This window comes from Rhodopila globiformis (genome assembly GCF_002937115.1).
GTDB classification, from domain to species: Bacteria; Pseudomonadota; Alphaproteobacteria; order Acetobacterales; family Acetobacteraceae; genus Rhodopila; species Rhodopila globiformis.
Window position 1 is genome coordinate 44,841 of the sequence record NZ_NHRY01000070.1, and the last position, 14,744, is coordinate 59,584.

The following is a 14,744-nucleotide window of genomic DNA, read 5'->3' on the forward strand; positions in this document are numbered from 1 at the left end:
CCGTCGCCTTGCCGTCCGTCGCCCCCTCGTCATGGCCGGGCGTGTCCCTACGGGATGCACGAATTTCGGAAACGGTCCGCCGCGGCGTTCCCCGATCGTCATGGCCCGGCTTGTCCGGGCCACCTGTCGCGGCACACGTGCTGGAATAGGTGGCCCGGACAAGCCGGGCCATGACGATCGGGGGGAAGACGACCGGCCTCCCTTCGCCCGACCACCGGCGCCTGCGGATCCGCATTTCCATGGCAGATCCATTCAGGTGCCCGGTTTCGCCGGTTCCGCCGGTGCCTCCCGCACGGCGACGCGCGTGCCGGACTGCAGCCTGGACTGGCCGTTCGTCACGACCACGTCCCCGGCAAGCAGTCCGCTCGAAACGACGTAAAGATCGCCCTCCTGCCGGGCCACCTCCACCGGCTGCATCGCCACGACGTCATTCGGCCCGACCCGATAGACGAACAGCCCGTCGGGACCATGCTGGATGGCCGCCGCCGCGACGGCGACCACATCACGGTCTATCCCCAGCAGCAACGCCACATGGACGAACTGGCCCGGCCAGAGCAGGCGCTGCTTGTTCGGCATGTCCGCTTTCAGCTTGATCGTCCCGGTCGTGCTGTCGATCGTGTTGTCGGCCGTCAGCAGCACGCCGCGGTCGAGCTCGGTCCTGTCGTCGTCGGCATAGACGACGGTTTCGACCGGATGCTGCCCCATCGCCCGGGTAACAGCCGGCAGCGAGTCCTGCGGCAGGGTGAAGGTGACCGTGATCGGCTGCACCTGGGCAATCGACATGATCGGCGTCGCCTCCGCCGAGTGGACGACGTTGCCCGGATCGACATTGCGCAGGCCGACCCGGCCATTGAACGGCGCCGTGATGAAGCAGAAGCTGAGATTGAGCTGCGCGGTTTCGATCTGCGCATCGTCACCCGCAAGCGTGGCGACCAGTTGGTTGACCATCGCCCGCTGGGTATCGACCTGCTGGTGCGAGGCGAAGTCGCTCCGGCTCAGCGCCGCGTAGCGCGCCAGGTCCGCCCGGGCGTTGGCCAGTTGCGCCTCGTCCTGCTGCTTCCTGGCGAGAGCGGCGGCCAGGGTCGCGTGATAGGGGCGCGGGTCGATGACGGCCAGCAGATCGCCCTTCCTGACATCCTGGCCTTCCCTGACCGGCACCCGGGTCAGCGTCCCATCGACCCGCGGCCGCAACTGGACGGAATAGTAGGCCTGGACCGTGCCGAGACCGTGCAGCCAAATCGGCACGTCCTGGCGAGTCACCTTGGCGGCCACGACCGGGATCGCAGACGGTGCCGTCTCCAGCTGGGCGGCCGCGATGCACGGGGCGAGGAGAACGGCGAACGCGGCCACTGCGGCAAGCACGCTCCTCCCCATCCGAACCATGTTACGGCTCGTGTCCGCCATCGCTCACTCCAATATTGCTCAGGGTCTGATGCAGAATGACCGCTCCCATTGTGGCAAGGACGCCCCGACCGTCATGCGGCCCTGCGGCCACCATGACACGGAAGGGCCGGTGCGCCGGCTCCGGCGGATCGGTAATTTCCCCCAAGCCCTTCATGCCCGGACGAGCATGCCACAGTCATCAGGACCAACCGGGCTACAAGCACCCGCTCCTTGTTCCCATATCACTCCATCACCGATCAGTTTGGAAACAAACGCCAGCGTGAAGGCCCTGGTAGCAGCCTGAACAGCCCGTTGGATCAAGCTCTGTTCGATCTGTGCGGTGATAGGGCTGGTCCGGTATGTTTATCGCGTGACGGAACGCCCCACCAATCATCAAGCAGCGACCCATTCGACTGCCGCGCCAGCGAGTGGTAAGGTGGCAAAGAGGTGAATACCGCCGGAGTTCAACATGCGTTGGAAAGACATTAAAGAGAGCACAACCTTAGGTCGCTCTCCTCCTTCGGGGTGGGCGGAAGAGCTGGAACGCGGGCTTGACGATATCCGGCTGGGGCGTGTCGTGCCGGTCAGTGACGTGATCGGCGATCTCGACGCGGCCTTGGCGGAAATGGCCAACGACGGGCTGGGCGGCGAGGTTGGCCATGGCGAAGATAGCCGAAACAGCTCGGCGGCAAATCAACGATCTCAAAAATGATTTTCGGCAGAAGCAGCGTCCCGAAGCTATCTGGAATCTGCGGCAGGCCATTATTGCGGCAGAAGCAGCCGTTGATGATCCGAATACCCGGTACCGAACCTATCCAGCGACATACACAAGTCTGTCACGTCCCGGTGTTCGATGGATAAACCTTCGTGTCTATTGGATAACCTACAAGCGCAGCAAAGGCGAAATGGTCATTACCAACGTCTTTTAGGAGCAGGCTGACATCCCGGCACGCTATGGCCGCCTCGTTCGGCGCTGACCTCTCAAGCCCAACTGGATGATGGCCGCACACGTCGATCAGCGCATCCCTTTATCATGCCATGCGCCACGCATGCATTCCAGCGAACCGGGACAAAACGCCGGTCTGCACCGGGTTCGCCCGCCAATGAACCGTCTTTCCGCCGGAAACGAAAACGGGCCACATCCAGGCGATCTGGACGTGGCCCGTCGTCAGGCGACGTATGGCAGCAGCCGATGGGTTACCCGACGCGGTTCTGCACCAGTTCGGTCACCACCGCCGGATCGGCCAGCGTCGAGGTATCCCCCAGGCTTTCCGTCTCGTTGGCCGCGATCTTGCGCAGGATGCGCCGCATGATCTTGCCGCTGCGGGTCTTCGGCAGCGCCGGCGCCCACTGGATCGCGTCCGGCGAGGCGATGGGGCCGATCTCCTGGCGCACCCAGGCGACGAGTTCCTTGCGGAGCTCCTCGGTCGGCTCTTCCTCGGCGTTCAGGGTGACATAGGCGTAGATGCCCTGGCCCTTGATGTCGTGCGGGAAGCCGACAACCGCCGCCTCGGCGACCTTCGGATGCGCGACCAGGGCGCTTTCCACCTCGGCCGTGCCCATGCGGTGGCCGGAGACGTTGATCACGTCATCGACGCGGCCGGTGATCCAGTAGTACCCGTCCGCATCCCGCCGCGCGCCGTCACCGGTGAAGTACAGGCCCGGGAAGGTCGAGAAATAGGTCTGCTTGAACCGCGCATGGTCGCCGTACACCGTGCGCATCTGGCCGGGCCAGGAGTCGCTCAGGCACAGGTTGCCCTCGGTCGCGCCGGTCAGTTCCTTGCCGTCGCCGTCGACCAGCAGCGGCCGGACCCCCGGCAGCGGCAGCGTCGCCGAGCCCGGCTTCAGCGCCGTTGCGCCCGGCAGCGGACTGATCAGGATGCCGCCGGTCTCGGTCTGCCACCAAGTGTCGACGATCGGGCAGCGCGCGTCGCCGACGACATGGTAGTACCACAGCCAGGCTTCCGGATTGATCGGCTCGCCCACGCTGCCGAGCAGGCGCAGCGAGGTGCGCGCGGTCTTCTTCACCGGGCCCTCGCCGTCGCGCATCAGCGAACGGATGGCGGTCGGCGCGGTATAGAAGATGCTGACCTTGTGCTTGTCGATCACCTGCCAGAACCGGCTGGCGTCGGGGTAGGTCGGAATGCCCTCGAACATCAGCGTGGTCGCGCCGTTGGCCAGCGGGCCGTACACTATATAAGTGTGGCCGGTGACCCAGCCCACGTCGGCGGTGCACCAGTAGACGTCGCCGGGGCGGTAATCGAACACGTTCTGATGCGTGTAGCTCGCCCAGACCAGGTAGCCGCCGGTGGTGTGCAGCACGCCCTTCGGCTGGCCGGTGCTGCCGGAGGTGTACAGGATGAACAGCGGATCCTCCGCGTTCATCGGCTCCGGCTCGTTGACCGGGGAGGCGTCCGCCACCAGCGTCGCATAGTCGTGGTCGCGGCCCGGCTGCATGGCCACCTTGCCGCCGGTGACCTTCACCACGACGACGTTCTTCACGCTCGGGCAGGATGCCAGCGCCTTGTCGGCGTTCGCCTTCAGCGGCACGCTGCGCCCGCCGCGGCGGCCTTCGTCGGCCGTGATCAGCAGCGTGGCGTTGCAGTCCTGGATGCGGTTCGAAAGGCTGTCGGGCGAGAAGCCGCCGAACACGATCGAGTGGATCGCGCCGACGCGCGCGCAGGCCAGCATCGCCACGGCCGCTTCCGGCACCATCGGCAGGTAGATCGTCACGCGGTCGCCGCGGCCGACGCCCAGGCCCTTCATGACGTTGGCGAAGCGGCAGACCTGCTCGTGCAGTTCCCGGTACGTGACGTGCTTGCTGTCGTTCGGGTTGTCGCCTTCCCAGATGATCGCCGTCTGGTCGCCACGTTCGGCCAGGTGCCGGTCGAGGCAGGAGGCGGAGGCGTTCAGCACACCGTCCTCGAACCACTTGATTGAAATGTCACCGGTGAAGTTGGTGTTCTTGATCTTGGTAGGCGCTTTGATCCAGGCCACGCGCTGGGCTTCCTTCGCCCAGAAGGCCTCGGGGTTGCTCGCCGCCTGATCATAGGCCTCGCGGTAGCCAGCTTCATTGATATGCGCTGTGCTGGCGAGGTCCGGGCGGACAGGGAACACCTGATCGTGGGTATGATCAAAATCTGTCACGGACCTGTTTCCTAACATCCCTAAAGGGTCACACCTGATGTGCGGCGTTTTCAGGCGCCAGGCGACACATGGATCATGCCGTCGAGGATCACCACGTCCACCAGCGTCAGCCGGTCACCCTTGCACGGCCCGGAGATACACGTACCGTCGGTGATTGTGAACTCGGCACCATGGGTCGCACAGATAATAAATCGGCCATCGGAAGAGAGAAATCGATCCGGCACCCAATCCAGCGGGGTACCAATGTGTGGGCAGGCGTTCTGATAGACATGAACAGCGTTGCCCTGGCGTATCGCCATCAGCCCGGTGAACTGGCCTTCATCCGGCGGAAACCCCTTGGCGCCGTTGTCGGGGATATCGTCCAGCCGGCATAACGCGCGCAGTTTGCTGTGGATCAAAGGTTCCATCCGCCCATCCGACATAGTTTATCCCAATGCGGCCTCGAGATCGGCATCACCGACAGCCTGGACTGACGGACCAGCGGCAGGTCCGCAAGGCCCGGGTCCGCCTTGATGTCGGCCAGCGTCACCGGCTTCGGCAGCGGGCGGACCGCCTTCAGGTCCACGCACACCCAGTCGCCGCTCTCGGCGGTGGGGTCGGGATAGGCTTCCCGCACCACCTCGACAATGCCGACGATCTGCTTGCCGACGTTCGAGTGGTAGAAGAACGCCCGGTCCCCCAGGCGCATGGCCTTCAGGTTGTTCTTCGCCATGTGGTTCCGCACGCCGGTCCAGGGCTCCACACCGTTCGCGACCTGCTGCGCCCACGAGAACGCATCGGGTTCCGACTTTACCAACCAGTAGCCACTCATCCAGCCTCCGGACAGACGCATTCATGCAATGCCATCTTGTCATCCGGGGCGAGGTTTGTTCAATGCCTGTACCAATGCTTCCGCCACCGCGGCATATAAGGTAAGAAACCCACGTGGACGCTCGCTCGCCTGCCGCTTCGCCCCGACAGGGGCACGTGCTGCACCGCTTCGCCAACCCGGGCCAGTTTCTTCGGCTGTCCGGGAAGGTCCTGCCGTGGCTGTACTGGCCCGGCATCATCCTGACCGTCATCGCCCTGGTCTGGGGGCTGTTCTTCGCCCCCAATGACTGGCAGCAGGGCGACACCGTCAAGATCATGTACGTGCATGTGCCCGCCGCCTGGCTCGCCTCGGCGGGCTATTTCTCGCTGGCCGTCTGCAGCTTCATCTCCCTGGTCTGGCGCCACCCGCTGGCGGATCTCGCCGCGGTGGAGATCGGGCCGGTCGGCGCCGGGTTCACCGCCGTCTGCCTCGCCACCGGCAGCCTGTGGGGCAAGCCGACCTGGGGCGCTTGGTGGGTGTGGGATGCGCGGCTGACCTCGGTCTTCGTGCTGTTGCTGCTGTACCTGGGGCACATCGCCCTGGTCCGCGCCTTCGACGACCCCACGCGCGGCTATCGCGCCGGGGCGATCCTGGCCCTGGTCGGCGTGATCAACCTGCCGATCATCAAGTTCAGCGTCGATTGGTGGAACACGCTGCACCAGCCGGCCTCCATCGGGCTGACCGGCGCGCCGACCATCGCCTCCAGCATGCTGTGGCCGCTGCTGTTCTCCGCCATCGGCTTCACGCTGCTGTTCGCCGCCATCACCATCACCCGGACCCGCGCGGCGGTGATGGAGCGGCGGATCCGCTCGCTGCTGATGGCGCAGGCGTCCTCCGCGACCGAGCAGGAAGCCGTGTCATGACCCACTGGCCTTTTATCGTCGGCGCCTATGTCATCGCCATCGGCGTGCCGCTGGTCCTGGGGATCGAGGCCGCGTTCCGGGTGCGTGCCGCCCGGCGCCGGCTGGAGGCGATCGACATCCGCCGCAATCGAGGAAACGCATGACCCGCAAACGCAAACGGCTGATCCTGGTGCTGGCCTGCGGCATCGGCCTGGGTTCGGCCGCCGCCCTGACCCTGTCGGCGTTCAGCGACAACCTGGTGTTCTTCGTCACGCCGTCCGACCTGGCCAAGAACGAACATCCCGGGCGGCAGCTTCGCCTCGGCGGCCTGGTCGAGCAGGGGACGGTCGTGCGGACCGCGGCCAATGGCACCGCCGGCGTGCGGTTCCGGGTGACCGACGAGAAGGCCAGCGTGCCGGTGGTGTACAAGGGCATCCTGCCGGACCTGTTCCGCGAGGGGCAGGGCGTCGTCGTCCTGGGATCCCTGCAGCCGGACGGCGTGTTCCGCGCCTCCGAGGTCCTGGCGAAGCACGACGAGACCTACATGCCGAAGGAAGTGGCCGACGCCCTGAAGAAGTCGGGCCGCTGGAACCCCAGCGCCGGACCGCCGCCGCCGGCCTCCACCTGGAACGAGCCGATCAAGCAGGCCTCTGGCCAGCCGCCGGGATGACATGAGCCAGAACCTCTCCGTACAGGTCTGCATCATGGGCGCCGGCCCGGTCGGCGGCACCCTGGCGTGCCGGCTGGCCGGCGCCGGTGTCAGCGTCGCGGTCATCGACAACGCGGCCCTGCCGCCGATGGAGCACCCGGCGTTCGACGGCCGCGCCTATGCCATCGCCGCGGGCGCGCGGGCGCTGCTGGATGATTCCGGCATGTGGGACGTGCTGGACGTCCCGCCCCACCCGATCCAGGAGATCCGCGTCAGCGACGGCCGCGTCGGCCGTGCACCATCCCGCCTGCACCTGCATTTCGACCATCGCGAAGCGACGAATGAGGCCCGCCCGTTCGGCTGGATGGTCGAGGCCCGGTCGCTGCGCAAGGCCCTGAACGCGCGGTTTCCGAACCAGCCGGGCCTGCACCTGTTCGCCCCTGCCAAGGCCAGCGTCACCCGCTCCGAGGATGGGGCGGTGGTGCGCCTCGATGACGGCACGATGATCCAGTGCCGCCTGGTGGTCGCCGCCGAGGGCCGCAACTCGCCGCTGCGTCAGCAGGCGGGGATCCAGGTGACGCGGATTCCGTACCACCAGACCGGCATCGTCTGCGCCATCGCGCACGAGCGGCCGCACAACGACACCGCGCTGGAGCACTTCCTGCCGGCCGGCCCGTTCGCCGCCCTGCCGATGGGACCCAGCGCGGATGCCGAGCCGGGTGGCGCGCCGAACATCTCCGCCATCGTCTGGACCGAGCGCAGCCGGGACGTGCCGCCGATCATGGCGCTGGACGATGCGCGGTTCACCCGGGAGATCGGCCGGCGCCTGGGCAACCACCTGGGTGCGATCCGCGCGGTCGGCCGCCGCTGGTCCTATCCGCTGTCGGCGATGATCGTGCACCGCTATGTGGACACCCGCATGGCGCTGGTTGGCGACGCCGCGCATGGCGTGCACCCGATCGCGGGGCAGGGGCTGAACCTGGGTTTCCGCGACGCGATCGCCCTGGCGGACCTGGTGATCGAGGCCGCCGGATCAGGCACCGACGTCGGCAGCGAGGCGCTGCTGGCCCGCTACCAGCGGATGCGCCAGCCGGACAATCTGCTGATGTTCGGCATGACGGACCAGCTCGATCGGCTGTTCAGCACCGACCGCCGGCTGGTGCGCCTTGCCCGCGATCTCGGCATCGAGGGGGTTAATCGCTTCGGTCCGTTGAAGCGCGTGTTCATGCGGCAGGCGATGGGGTTGCCGGCGTTCGGGTAACGGCAGGCCTACCTGACACGGCCGTTGCTATCTCGTCATGGTGGGCGAAGGCCCGCCATCCACGCCTTCTGCTGGTATCGGCACCGCAAGGCGTGGATGGCGGCCCTTCGGCCGCCATGACGGGGAGAGGCAGCCTGGCCCGCCCCTCCGACCAACCCGCATGCCCCGCCTACGGCAGCAGCACGGTGCTCCCGGTCGTCTTGCGCCCCTCCAACGCCTCGTGCGCCAGGGCGGCATCCTTCAGGCTGAACGTCTGGTTCACCTGGATCTTCACCGCGCCGCTGCCGACCACGTCGAACAGGTCCGCCGTGACATGCTCCAGGTCGGCACGCTTCGCCGTGTAGGTCGCCAGGGTTGGCCGGGTCAGGAACAGGCTGCCCTTCGCGCCAAGAATGCCGATGTCAAGCGGAGGCACCGGACCGGACGCATTGCCATAGCTCACCATCAGCCCGAGCGGGGCCAGGCAATCCATGCTGGCACCGAAGGTGTCCTTGCCCACGCTGTCATAGACGACAGGCACCATCGCGCCGCCGGTGATCCGCTTGACCTCGGCGGCCAGCTTGCTGTGCCCGACAATCGCATGCGCAGCGCCGTTCGCCAGGGCCATCTCGGCTTTTTCCTCGTTCGAGACCACGCCGATGACGGTCGCGCCCAGATGCTTCGCCCATTGGCACATGATCAGCCCGACCCCGCCGGCCGCCGCATGCACCACGATCGTGTCCCCGGGCTTCACGTCGTAGGTGCGCCGCAGCAGGTACTGCGCGGTCATCCCCTGCAGCATCATCGCCGCCCCGGTCTGGAAGTCGATCCCATCCGGCAGCCTGACCAGCCGATCGGCGGCGATGACCCGCTCGGTCGCGTAGCCGCCCAGCGGGCCGGCGTAGGCAATCCGGTCCCCAGGCGCCAAGTTGGTGACGGCGCCGCCCACGGCCAGCACCGTGCCGGCGCCCTCCTGGCCGATGATCAGCGGCATGCCGGGTGCCTTGTAGAGCCCGGTGCGGAAATACACGTCGATGAAGTTCAGGCCGATGGCCTCGTGCTTGATCAGCGCCTCGCCCGGCCCCGGCTCAGGGGTCGGCACATCTTCCCAGACCATCACCTCCGGGCCACCATTGGCGTGGATGCGGATTGCCTTCGTCATGTCGTGTCTCCGTACGGCAAGGTGGGTCAGAGCAAGGTTCGGGTCGGGTTTTCCAACGTCAGAAGCCAGCGTTTGGTTGCCAGTCCGTCACCACCGGAGTAGCCGCCAATGTGGCCGGCGGCAACGACCCGATGGCACGGAATGATCAGCGGGATTGGATTGCGCCCATTCGCCTGCCCGACGGACCGGGCGCTGCCGCCGGCGCTGGCCGCGATCTCCTGGTAGCTGCGGGTTTCGCCATAGGGGATCTCGCACAGCGCTTTCCACACCGCCAGGCGATAGGGCGTGCCGGCGGGCGCCAGCGGCAGGTCGAACTGCCGCAGCTCGCCGTCGAAATACGCCTGCAGCTGCTCTTCCGCCCGGTCCAGCAAAGCCGATCGGCTTTGGTCCCGCCCCCAGCCCCAGTCGAGCGAGACGATCGCGCCATCTTCCTCTGCCACGGTGATGTCGCCGATGGGGGTATGGAGCGAAAGCTGTGGCACGTCCGGTATTCCAGGTGAACAGGCAGGATGCGAAGCCTTCGCCGGGCCTTGTGTCAAGGGCACCCCGGAAAGGCGCAGTCAGCGGTTGGCGCCGGGCACCCAGGGCACATCCGCCGCCGCGTTCCGGTTCAGCACGCGGGCCAGGACGAAAAGATGATCGGACAGCCGGTTCAGGTAGCGCAGGATGACCGGATTGATCGCGTCCAGCCGGACCACGCTGCGTTCCGCCCGGCGGACCAGGGCGCGGGCCATGTGGGCATGGGCGGCGCCACTGGTGCCGCCCGGCAGGATGAAGCTCTTCAGCGGCGGCAGCACGGCGTTCATCTGCTCAACCTCGGCCTGCAAACGCTGCACAGCCGGGTCGGTCAGGCGCAGCCGCCCCGCATCCATCCCGGGCACCGCCAGATCGGCGCCGATGTCGAACAGGTCGTTCTGGATGCGCGCGAGCATGGCGTCTTCGGTGGCGTGGTCCCGGGTATGCAGCCGCAGCAGCCCGAGGCTGGCGTTCGCCTCGTCCACCGCCCCCAGCGCCTCGATCAGCCGATCGGCCTTGGAAACACGGGATCCGTCGCCCAGCGAGGTTTCCCCGCTGTCGCCGCCTTTCGTCACCACCCGATCGATGCGTACCATGGCAAAAGCCTCCAGATGTGACAGTGGTCTAATTCTCCGAGAAGACAAACCGAAACGGCATGTCGAACGGCACCGCAACCCCTTCCTTCATGGCCGGCTGGAACCGCCACTTGCGCACGGCGTTCACCGCGGCCCGGTCCAGTGACCCGAAGCCGGAGCTTTCCGCCACGTCGACGCCGGTCGCGTAGCCGTTCGCCGCGACATGGATAATGACCAGGACGGTGCCGGTTTCCCGACGCGCGGCCGCGTCGGACGGATAGGGCGGCGGGCGGTTGCGGAACCGGTCGTCCGGCATGGCGGGAATCACGTGGCCGCCCATGACCCGCGCATTGGTGTCGCTGTCGGTGCCGGCAAAGTCGAACACCGGGGCGTTGACCGCCTTGGGCGGACTCGGCGCCTGTTCCGGCCGAGGCGGTTGCGGTGTGGCCGCCGCCGTGGCCGCCGGGAAGGGCGGCGGCGGAACCGGCTCGCTGCCGGAGGGCGGGAGCGGGACGGATTTCACCGCCGGCGCCGGTGCGGTCTTCTCCGGCGTCGTGGTCTTCTCCGGCGGCGCCGGCGCCCTGGCCGGTGGCTGCGCCGGCTGGGCCGCCTTCGTATCGGGCTGCCCGGGCTGGCTCGGCGCCGCGCCCTTGCGCTCCACCATCAGGAGTTCCACGGTCCCCTGCTCGTTGGATTTCTTCTCGGCCGGCGCGACCGGCGCCAGCAGCACGATCCCGCCAACGGACAGCAGATGCACCAGCACCGACAGCCCGATCGCGATCATCAGCAGGCGACGGCGGCGGACGTCCGCCAGCGTAAAGCGCCGTCGGCGGTTCTCCGGGCCCGGTACGGCGATGAGCTTCGAGGTCATGTTTCCTGGTTGGGTTATTGCGCCATGTAATCGCTTCCGATCACTTTTCCCATCCTCGGCTTTTCCGGATCGTGCCGCCGCGGGCGATCAAATCACGACTTTACCGCTTCACGCGATGCGGCCGCGCCTGTCGGATGCGTTAGTGTCTCCTCAATGAGCACAACGCCACCTGCCGGAATCCTGGCCGCGCTGGAGCGCATGCATCTCCTGCACGGCGCATCGCCGCCAGGGGAGCCGCTGGCGGGCGGCGTGTCGTCCGACATCTGGCGGATCGACCTGCCGTCCGGGCCCGTCTGCGTCAAGCGCGCCCTGGCGAAGCTGCGCGTCAGCGCCGACTGGCAGGCGCCGGTGGAGCGCAACCTCTACGAAGCGCGATGGATGCAGGTTGCCAACCAGGCCGTGCCGGGAGTGACGCCCGCGCTGCTGGGCCAGGACGCCGCCACCGGCACCCTCGCCATGGCCTACCTGCCGGCGGACCGGTATCCGCTGTGGAAGGGAAAGCTGCGCGACGGCCAGGTTGACCCCGCCTTTGCCGCCGCCGCCGCCCGGGCCCTGGTCCGCATCCACGCCGCGACCGCGGCCCAGCCGTCCCTGGCCGCCGACTTCCCCACCGACAGAATTTTTCATGACATCCGCCTGGAACCCTACCTGACACAGAGCGGCCGCGCCCATCCCGACCTGGCCGGGCGCATGCAGGCGCTGATCGAGACGACGCAGCGCAACAAGCATGCCCTGGTGCATGGCGACATCAGCCCGAAGAACATCCTGTCCGGTCCGGACGGCCCGGTGTTCCTCGACGCCGAGTGCGCCTGGTGGGGTGATCCGGCGTTCGACCTGGCTTTCTGCCAGAACCACCTGCTGCTGAAATGCCTGTGGGTGCCGTCAAAGCGCGATGCTCTGCTCGCCTGCTTCCGCGCGATGACGGCGGCCTATCTGCCGCAGGTTTCGTGGGAGCCGCCGGCGGCGTTCGAGGCTCGGGCGGCGCACCTGCTGCCGGCGTTGCTGCTGGCCCGGGTGGATGGCAAGTCGCCGGTCGAATACATTACCACCGACGCCGATCGGCATACGGTTCGCAAGGTCGCGCGCCGGCTCCTTCTGGCCCCGGCCGATGGGCTGGCTGATGTCGTCCGGGCCTGGGAAGAGGAAATCGTCCGATGACGGATACCGCGATCGCCTACGTGCACGCCCGCCGCGTCTGGGACAGTCGCGGCCGCCCGACCGTGGAGGCCGACGTCCTGCTGGAGGGCGGCGCCGTCGGACGGGCCATCGCCCCGGCCGGCGCGTCCACCGGCTCGGGCGAGGCGCTGGATCTGCGTGACGGCGGCACGGCGTTCGGCGGCTACGACGTGCGCAAGGCCGTCGCCAACGTCAACGACGTCATCGCGCGCGCGGTCACCGGCATCGATGCGGCGAACCAGGAAGCGCTCGACGAGCGCCTGATCGAGCTGGACGGGACGCGCAACAAGACCCGGCTCGGCGCCAACGCCACCCTGGCGGTTTCCATGGCCGCGGCGCATGCGGCGGCGGCGGCGGTCGGCGAGCCGCTGTACCGCTATCTCGGCGGCGCCGACGCCGCGCGGATCCCGCTGCCGCAGATCCAGATCTTCGGCGGCGGGGCGCACGCAGGCCGCCGGGTGGATATCCAGGATTTCATGGTGATGTGTCCGGCCGCGGAGAACTTCGCCCAGGCGCTGGACTGGACGGCCGAGATCTACCGCGCCGCCGGGACGCTGCTGCAGGAAGCCGGCACCCTGGCCGGCGTCGCCGACGAGGGCGGCTGGTGGCCGTCCTTCGCCAGCAACGAGCAGGCGCTCGACACGCTGGTGGCCGCGATCGAGCGCGCCGGGCTGCGTCCCGTCGAGCAGGTCGGCATTGCCCTGGACGTCGCCGCCTCGGACTTCGGCCGCAATGGCCGCTACAAGCTGGCCCTGGACGGCAAGGAGCTGTCCACCGACGGCATGATCGAGCTGCTGGCCGGCTGGATCGGCCGCTATCCCATCCTGTCGCTGGAAGACCCGCTGGCGGAGGACGACACCGCCGGCTTCCTCGCCTTCACCCGCGCCGCCGGCAACCGAATCCAGGTCGTCGGCGACGACCTTCTGGTCAGCGACGCCGATCGGCTGCGGGATACGGCGGGGGCGGCGAATGCCATCCTGCTGAAGCCTAACCAGCGCGGAACCCTGACCGAGACGCTCGACGCAAGGCGCGTGGCGGACGAATGCGGTTATGCGACCATCGTCTCCGCCCGGTCGGGGGAAACCGAGGACGTCACCATCGCCCATCTCGCCGTCGGCTGGGACGCCGGACAGTTGAAAGTCGGCAGCTTCAGCCGCGGCGAGCGCATGGCGAAGTGGAACGAGATGCTGCGGATCGAGGAGGCCCTGGGCGGCAAGGCCCACTTCGCCGGCCGATCGGTGCTGGGACGGTCGCCGCCATGAACGTCGTCTTCCACGCCGCCGCCGGCCCCGACCTGGCCGGGCGGCTGCAACGGCTGCCGGGCCTGTCGATCACCGTCTGTCCCGAGGACGACAACGAGACGCTGTTCCGGCTGCTGCCCGAATGCGACGTGCTCTGGCACGTGCTGCAGCCCTGCACCCGCGCCATGATCGCCGCCGCCCCCCGGCTGAAGCTGATCCAGAAGATCGGCGTTGGCGTGAACACGATCGACCTGGAAGCGGCGAAGCAGCGCGGCATCCCGGTGTGCAACTTGCCCGGCACGAACGCGCGGGCGGTCGCGGAACTGACGCTGGGGCTGATGCTGTCGGTGCTGCGGCGCATCCCGCGGTTCGACCAGGCGGTCCGCGCCGGGATCTGGACGGACGTCGCCTTGCAGGATGGCCTCGGCGAGCTGGGCGGCCGCACGGTTGGCCTTGTCGGCTTCGGCGCCATCCCGAAAATCCTGACCCCGATCCTCGCCGCTTTCGGCTGCACCGTCCTCTATCACAGCCGATCGGCCGGGGGCGATACGGTGGCGGTGCACCGGCCGTTCGAGCGGCTGCTGGCGGAGGCCGACATCGTCAGCCTGCATTTGCCGCTCGTGTCGGATACCGCCCGGATCATCGACAAGGCGGCGCTCGGGCGGATGAAACGGGGGGCGATCCTGGTCAACACCGGCCGCGGCGGCCTCGTCGACCAGCCGGCCCTGGTCGAGGCCCTGGCATCCGGCCACCTCGGCGGCGCCGGGCTGGACGTGTTCGAGGTCGAGCCGCCGGCGGTGAGCGATGCGCTGTTGTCCCTGCCGAACGTCGTCCTGACCCCGCATGTCGCCTGGCTGACCACCGGCACGTTCGACCGCAGCTTTGCCCTGGCGGCCGAGAATTGCCACAGGATCGCGGCCGGCCACCCCCTGCTGCACCAGGTCGCGTGAGCGATGCCTGGCCGCGAGGATCAACCCGGCCGACCATCCGGAAATCCCGACGATGGAAATCCGAACATCGCGCGGGATTTGGCAAGCTGAGAGCAAAAGGTGTTCGGTCACGGTCCAGGGGGGTGGCCAGGGGGGTGGCCAG

The 14,744-nt window shown here is 67.9% G+C and carries 17 protein-coding genes; 9 read left to right on the forward strand and 8 right to left on the reverse strand.

Annotation, left to right across the window (positions count from 1 at the left end):
* Positions 1–252: 252 nt before the first annotated feature.
* Positions 253–1,362 carry an efflux RND transporter periplasmic adaptor subunit gene (locus tag CCS01_RS07220; protein WP_158258269.1) on the reverse strand — a complete coding sequence of 370 codons (1,110 nt, stop codon included), beginning with the start codon at positions 1,360–1,362 and terminating at the stop codon, positions 253–255.
* Between the two features lie 490 nt (positions 1,363–1,852).
* Between CCS01_RS07220 and CCS01_RS32585 the strand changes: the two genes are divergently transcribed.
* Positions 1,853–2,095 (forward strand): hypothetical protein, encoded by a 243-nt coding sequence (locus CCS01_RS32585; protein WP_146101598.1) that lies wholly within the window; start codon positions 1,853–1,855, stop codon positions 2,093–2,095.
* A complete protein-coding gene (locus tag CCS01_RS32590) occupies positions 2,043–2,312 on the forward strand; it encodes a hypothetical protein (protein ID WP_146101599.1) in 270 nt (89 codons plus the stop codon). Before CCS01_RS32585 ends, CCS01_RS32590 begins: the two co-directional genes overlap by 53 nt.
* Before the next feature lie 268 nt (positions 2,313–2,580).
* Here the strand turns inward: CCS01_RS32590 and acs are convergent, their stop codons facing one another.
* The 3 genes from acs to CCS01_RS07235 are packed head-to-tail and all read right to left on the reverse strand — an operon-like array spanning position 2,581 to position 5,341.
* Entirely contained in the window at positions 2,581–4,530 is a 1,950-nt protein-coding gene (acs, locus tag CCS01_RS07225) for an acetate--CoA ligase (protein ID WP_239992035.1), read from the reverse strand.
* Positions 4,531–4,580: 50 nt separating this feature from the next.
* Positions 4,581–4,937, reverse strand: a complete 357-nt coding sequence (locus CCS01_RS07230; RefSeq protein ID WP_104518154.1) for a Rieske (2Fe-2S) protein — start codon at positions 4,935–4,937, stop codon at positions 4,581–4,583.
* Positions 4,925–5,341, reverse strand: a complete 417-nt coding sequence (locus tag CCS01_RS07235) for an EVE domain-containing protein (RefSeq protein WP_104518155.1) — start codon at positions 5,339–5,341, stop codon at positions 4,925–4,927. Before CCS01_RS07235 ends, CCS01_RS07230 begins: the two co-directional genes overlap by 13 nt.
* 113 nt (positions 5,342–5,454) lie before the next feature.
* Here CCS01_RS07235 and CCS01_RS07240 point away from each other — a divergent pair, with 113 nt between their 5' ends.
* Genes CCS01_RS07240 through CCS01_RS07250 form a run of 4 tightly spaced genes read left to right on the forward strand, consistent with a single transcriptional unit; the run spans position 5,455 to position 8,132 of the window.
* Positions 5,455–6,243 carry a heme ABC transporter permease gene (locus CCS01_RS07240; protein ID WP_104518156.1) on the forward strand — a complete coding sequence of 263 codons (789 nt, stop codon included), beginning with the start codon at positions 5,455–5,457 and terminating at the stop codon, positions 6,241–6,243.
* Positions 6,240–6,386 carry a hypothetical protein gene (locus tag CCS01_RS34150; protein WP_170114624.1) on the forward strand — a complete coding sequence of 49 codons (147 nt, stop codon included), beginning with the start codon at positions 6,240–6,242 and terminating at the stop codon, positions 6,384–6,386. Before CCS01_RS07240 ends, CCS01_RS34150 begins: the two co-directional genes overlap by 4 nt.
* Positions 6,383–6,892, forward strand: coding sequence for a cytochrome c maturation protein CcmE (ccmE, locus tag CCS01_RS07245; protein WP_104518157.1), 510 nt, complete (start codon positions 6,383–6,385; stop codon positions 6,890–6,892). The genes CCS01_RS34150 and ccmE overlap by 4 nt, the downstream gene beginning before the upstream one ends.
* A gap of 1 nt (position 6,893) precedes the next feature.
* Positions 6,894–8,132, forward strand: a complete 1,239-nt coding sequence (locus CCS01_RS07250) for a UbiH/UbiF/VisC/COQ6 family ubiquinone biosynthesis hydroxylase (RefSeq protein ID WP_104518158.1) — start codon at positions 6,894–6,896, stop codon at positions 8,130–8,132.
* Between the two features lie 169 nt (positions 8,133–8,301).
* On the opposite strand, the gene CCS01_RS07255 is transcribed toward CCS01_RS07250, so the two are convergent.
* The 4 genes from CCS01_RS07255 to CCS01_RS07270 all read right to left on the reverse strand — a co-directional run bounded on the left by CCS01_RS07255 (position 8,302) and on the right by CCS01_RS07270 (position 11,235).
* Positions 8,302–9,273, reverse strand: coding sequence for a quinone oxidoreductase family protein (locus tag CCS01_RS07255; protein WP_104518159.1), 972 nt, complete (start codon positions 9,271–9,273; stop codon positions 8,302–8,304).
* Between the two features lie 26 nt (positions 9,274–9,299).
* Positions 9,300–9,755 carry a methylated-DNA--[protein]-cysteine S-methyltransferase gene (locus tag CCS01_RS07260; RefSeq protein ID WP_104518160.1) on the reverse strand — a complete coding sequence of 152 codons (456 nt, stop codon included), beginning with the start codon at positions 9,753–9,755 and terminating at the stop codon, positions 9,300–9,302.
* Between the two features lie 78 nt (positions 9,756–9,833).
* The gene (locus CCS01_RS07265; protein ID WP_104518161.1) at positions 9,834–10,385 is read right to left on the reverse strand and encodes a cob(I)yrinic acid a,c-diamide adenosyltransferase; all 552 of its coding nucleotides are present in this window, start codon (positions 10,383–10,385) and stop codon (positions 9,834–9,836) included.
* A gap of 28 nt (positions 10,386–10,413) precedes the next feature.
* On the reverse strand, positions 10,414–11,235 hold the full coding sequence (locus CCS01_RS07270; RefSeq protein WP_104518162.1) for an energy transducer TonB: 822 nt from the start codon (positions 11,233–11,235) through the stop codon (positions 10,414–10,416).
* A gap of 153 nt (positions 11,236–11,388) precedes the next feature.
* On the opposite strand from CCS01_RS07270, the gene CCS01_RS07275 reads away from it, so the two are divergent.
* The 3 genes from CCS01_RS07275 to CCS01_RS07285 are packed head-to-tail and all read left to right on the forward strand — an operon-like array spanning position 11,389 to position 14,602.
* Positions 11,389–12,393, forward strand: coding sequence for a phosphotransferase family protein (locus CCS01_RS07275; protein ID WP_104518163.1), 1,005 nt, complete (start codon positions 11,389–11,391; stop codon positions 12,391–12,393).
* The gene (eno, locus tag CCS01_RS07280; RefSeq protein WP_104518164.1) at positions 12,390–13,673 is read left to right on the forward strand and encodes a phosphopyruvate hydratase; all 1,284 of its coding nucleotides are present in this window, start codon (positions 12,390–12,392) and stop codon (positions 13,671–13,673) included. The genes CCS01_RS07275 and eno overlap by 4 nt, the downstream gene beginning before the upstream one ends.
* Positions 13,670–14,602, forward strand: a complete 933-nt coding sequence (locus CCS01_RS07285) for an NAD(P)-dependent oxidoreductase (protein WP_104518165.1) — start codon at positions 13,670–13,672, stop codon at positions 14,600–14,602. The genes eno and CCS01_RS07285 overlap by 4 nt, the downstream gene beginning before the upstream one ends.
* The last annotated feature ends 142 nt before the right edge of the window (positions 14,603–14,744 follow it).

Excerpts from the sequence above, each read along its gene's own strand:
- CCS01_RS32590 (WP_146101599.1), top strand. The coding sequence starts at position 2,043 with ATGGCGAAGATAGCCGAAACAGCTCGGCGGCAAATCAACGATCTCAAA.
- CCS01_RS07235 (WP_104518155.1), bottom strand. The coding sequence starts at position 5,341 with ATGAGTGGCTACTGGTTGGTAAAGTCGGAACCCGATGCGTTCTCGTGG.
- CCS01_RS34150 (WP_170114624.1), top strand. The coding sequence starts at position 6,240 with ATGACCCACTGGCCTTTTATCGTCGGCGCCTATGTCATCGCCATCGGC.
- CCS01_RS07255 (WP_104518159.1), bottom strand. The coding sequence starts at position 9,273 with ATGACGAAGGCAATCCGCATCCACGCCAATGGTGGCCCGGAGGTGATG.
- CCS01_RS07265 (WP_104518161.1), bottom strand. The coding sequence starts at position 10,385 with ATGGTACGCATCGATCGGGTGGTGACGAAAGGCGGCGACAGCGGGGAA.
- CCS01_RS07230 (WP_104518154.1), bottom strand. The coding sequence starts at position 4,937 with ATGGAACCTTTGATCCACAGCAAACTGCGCGCGTTATGCCGGCTGGAC.
- CCS01_RS07275 (WP_104518163.1), top strand. The coding sequence starts at position 11,389 with ATGAGCACAACGCCACCTGCCGGAATCCTGGCCGCGCTGGAGCGCATG.
- CCS01_RS32585 (WP_146101598.1), top strand. The coding sequence starts at position 1,853 with ATGCGTTGGAAAGACATTAAAGAGAGCACAACCTTAGGTCGCTCTCCT.
- eno (WP_104518164.1), top strand. The coding sequence starts at position 12,390 with ATGACGGATACCGCGATCGCCTACGTGCACGCCCGCCGCGTCTGGGAC.
- CCS01_RS07270 (WP_104518162.1), bottom strand. The coding sequence starts at position 11,235 with ATGACCTCGAAGCTCATCGCCGTACCGGGCCCGGAGAACCGCCGACGG.
- CCS01_RS07285 (WP_104518165.1), top strand. The coding sequence starts at position 13,670 with ATGAACGTCGTCTTCCACGCCGCCGCCGGCCCCGACCTGGCCGGGCGG.
- ccmE (WP_104518157.1), top strand. The coding sequence starts at position 6,383 with ATGACCCGCAAACGCAAACGGCTGATCCTGGTGCTGGCCTGCGGCATC.
- CCS01_RS07250 (WP_104518158.1), top strand. The coding sequence starts at position 6,894 with ATGAGCCAGAACCTCTCCGTACAGGTCTGCATCATGGGCGCCGGCCCG.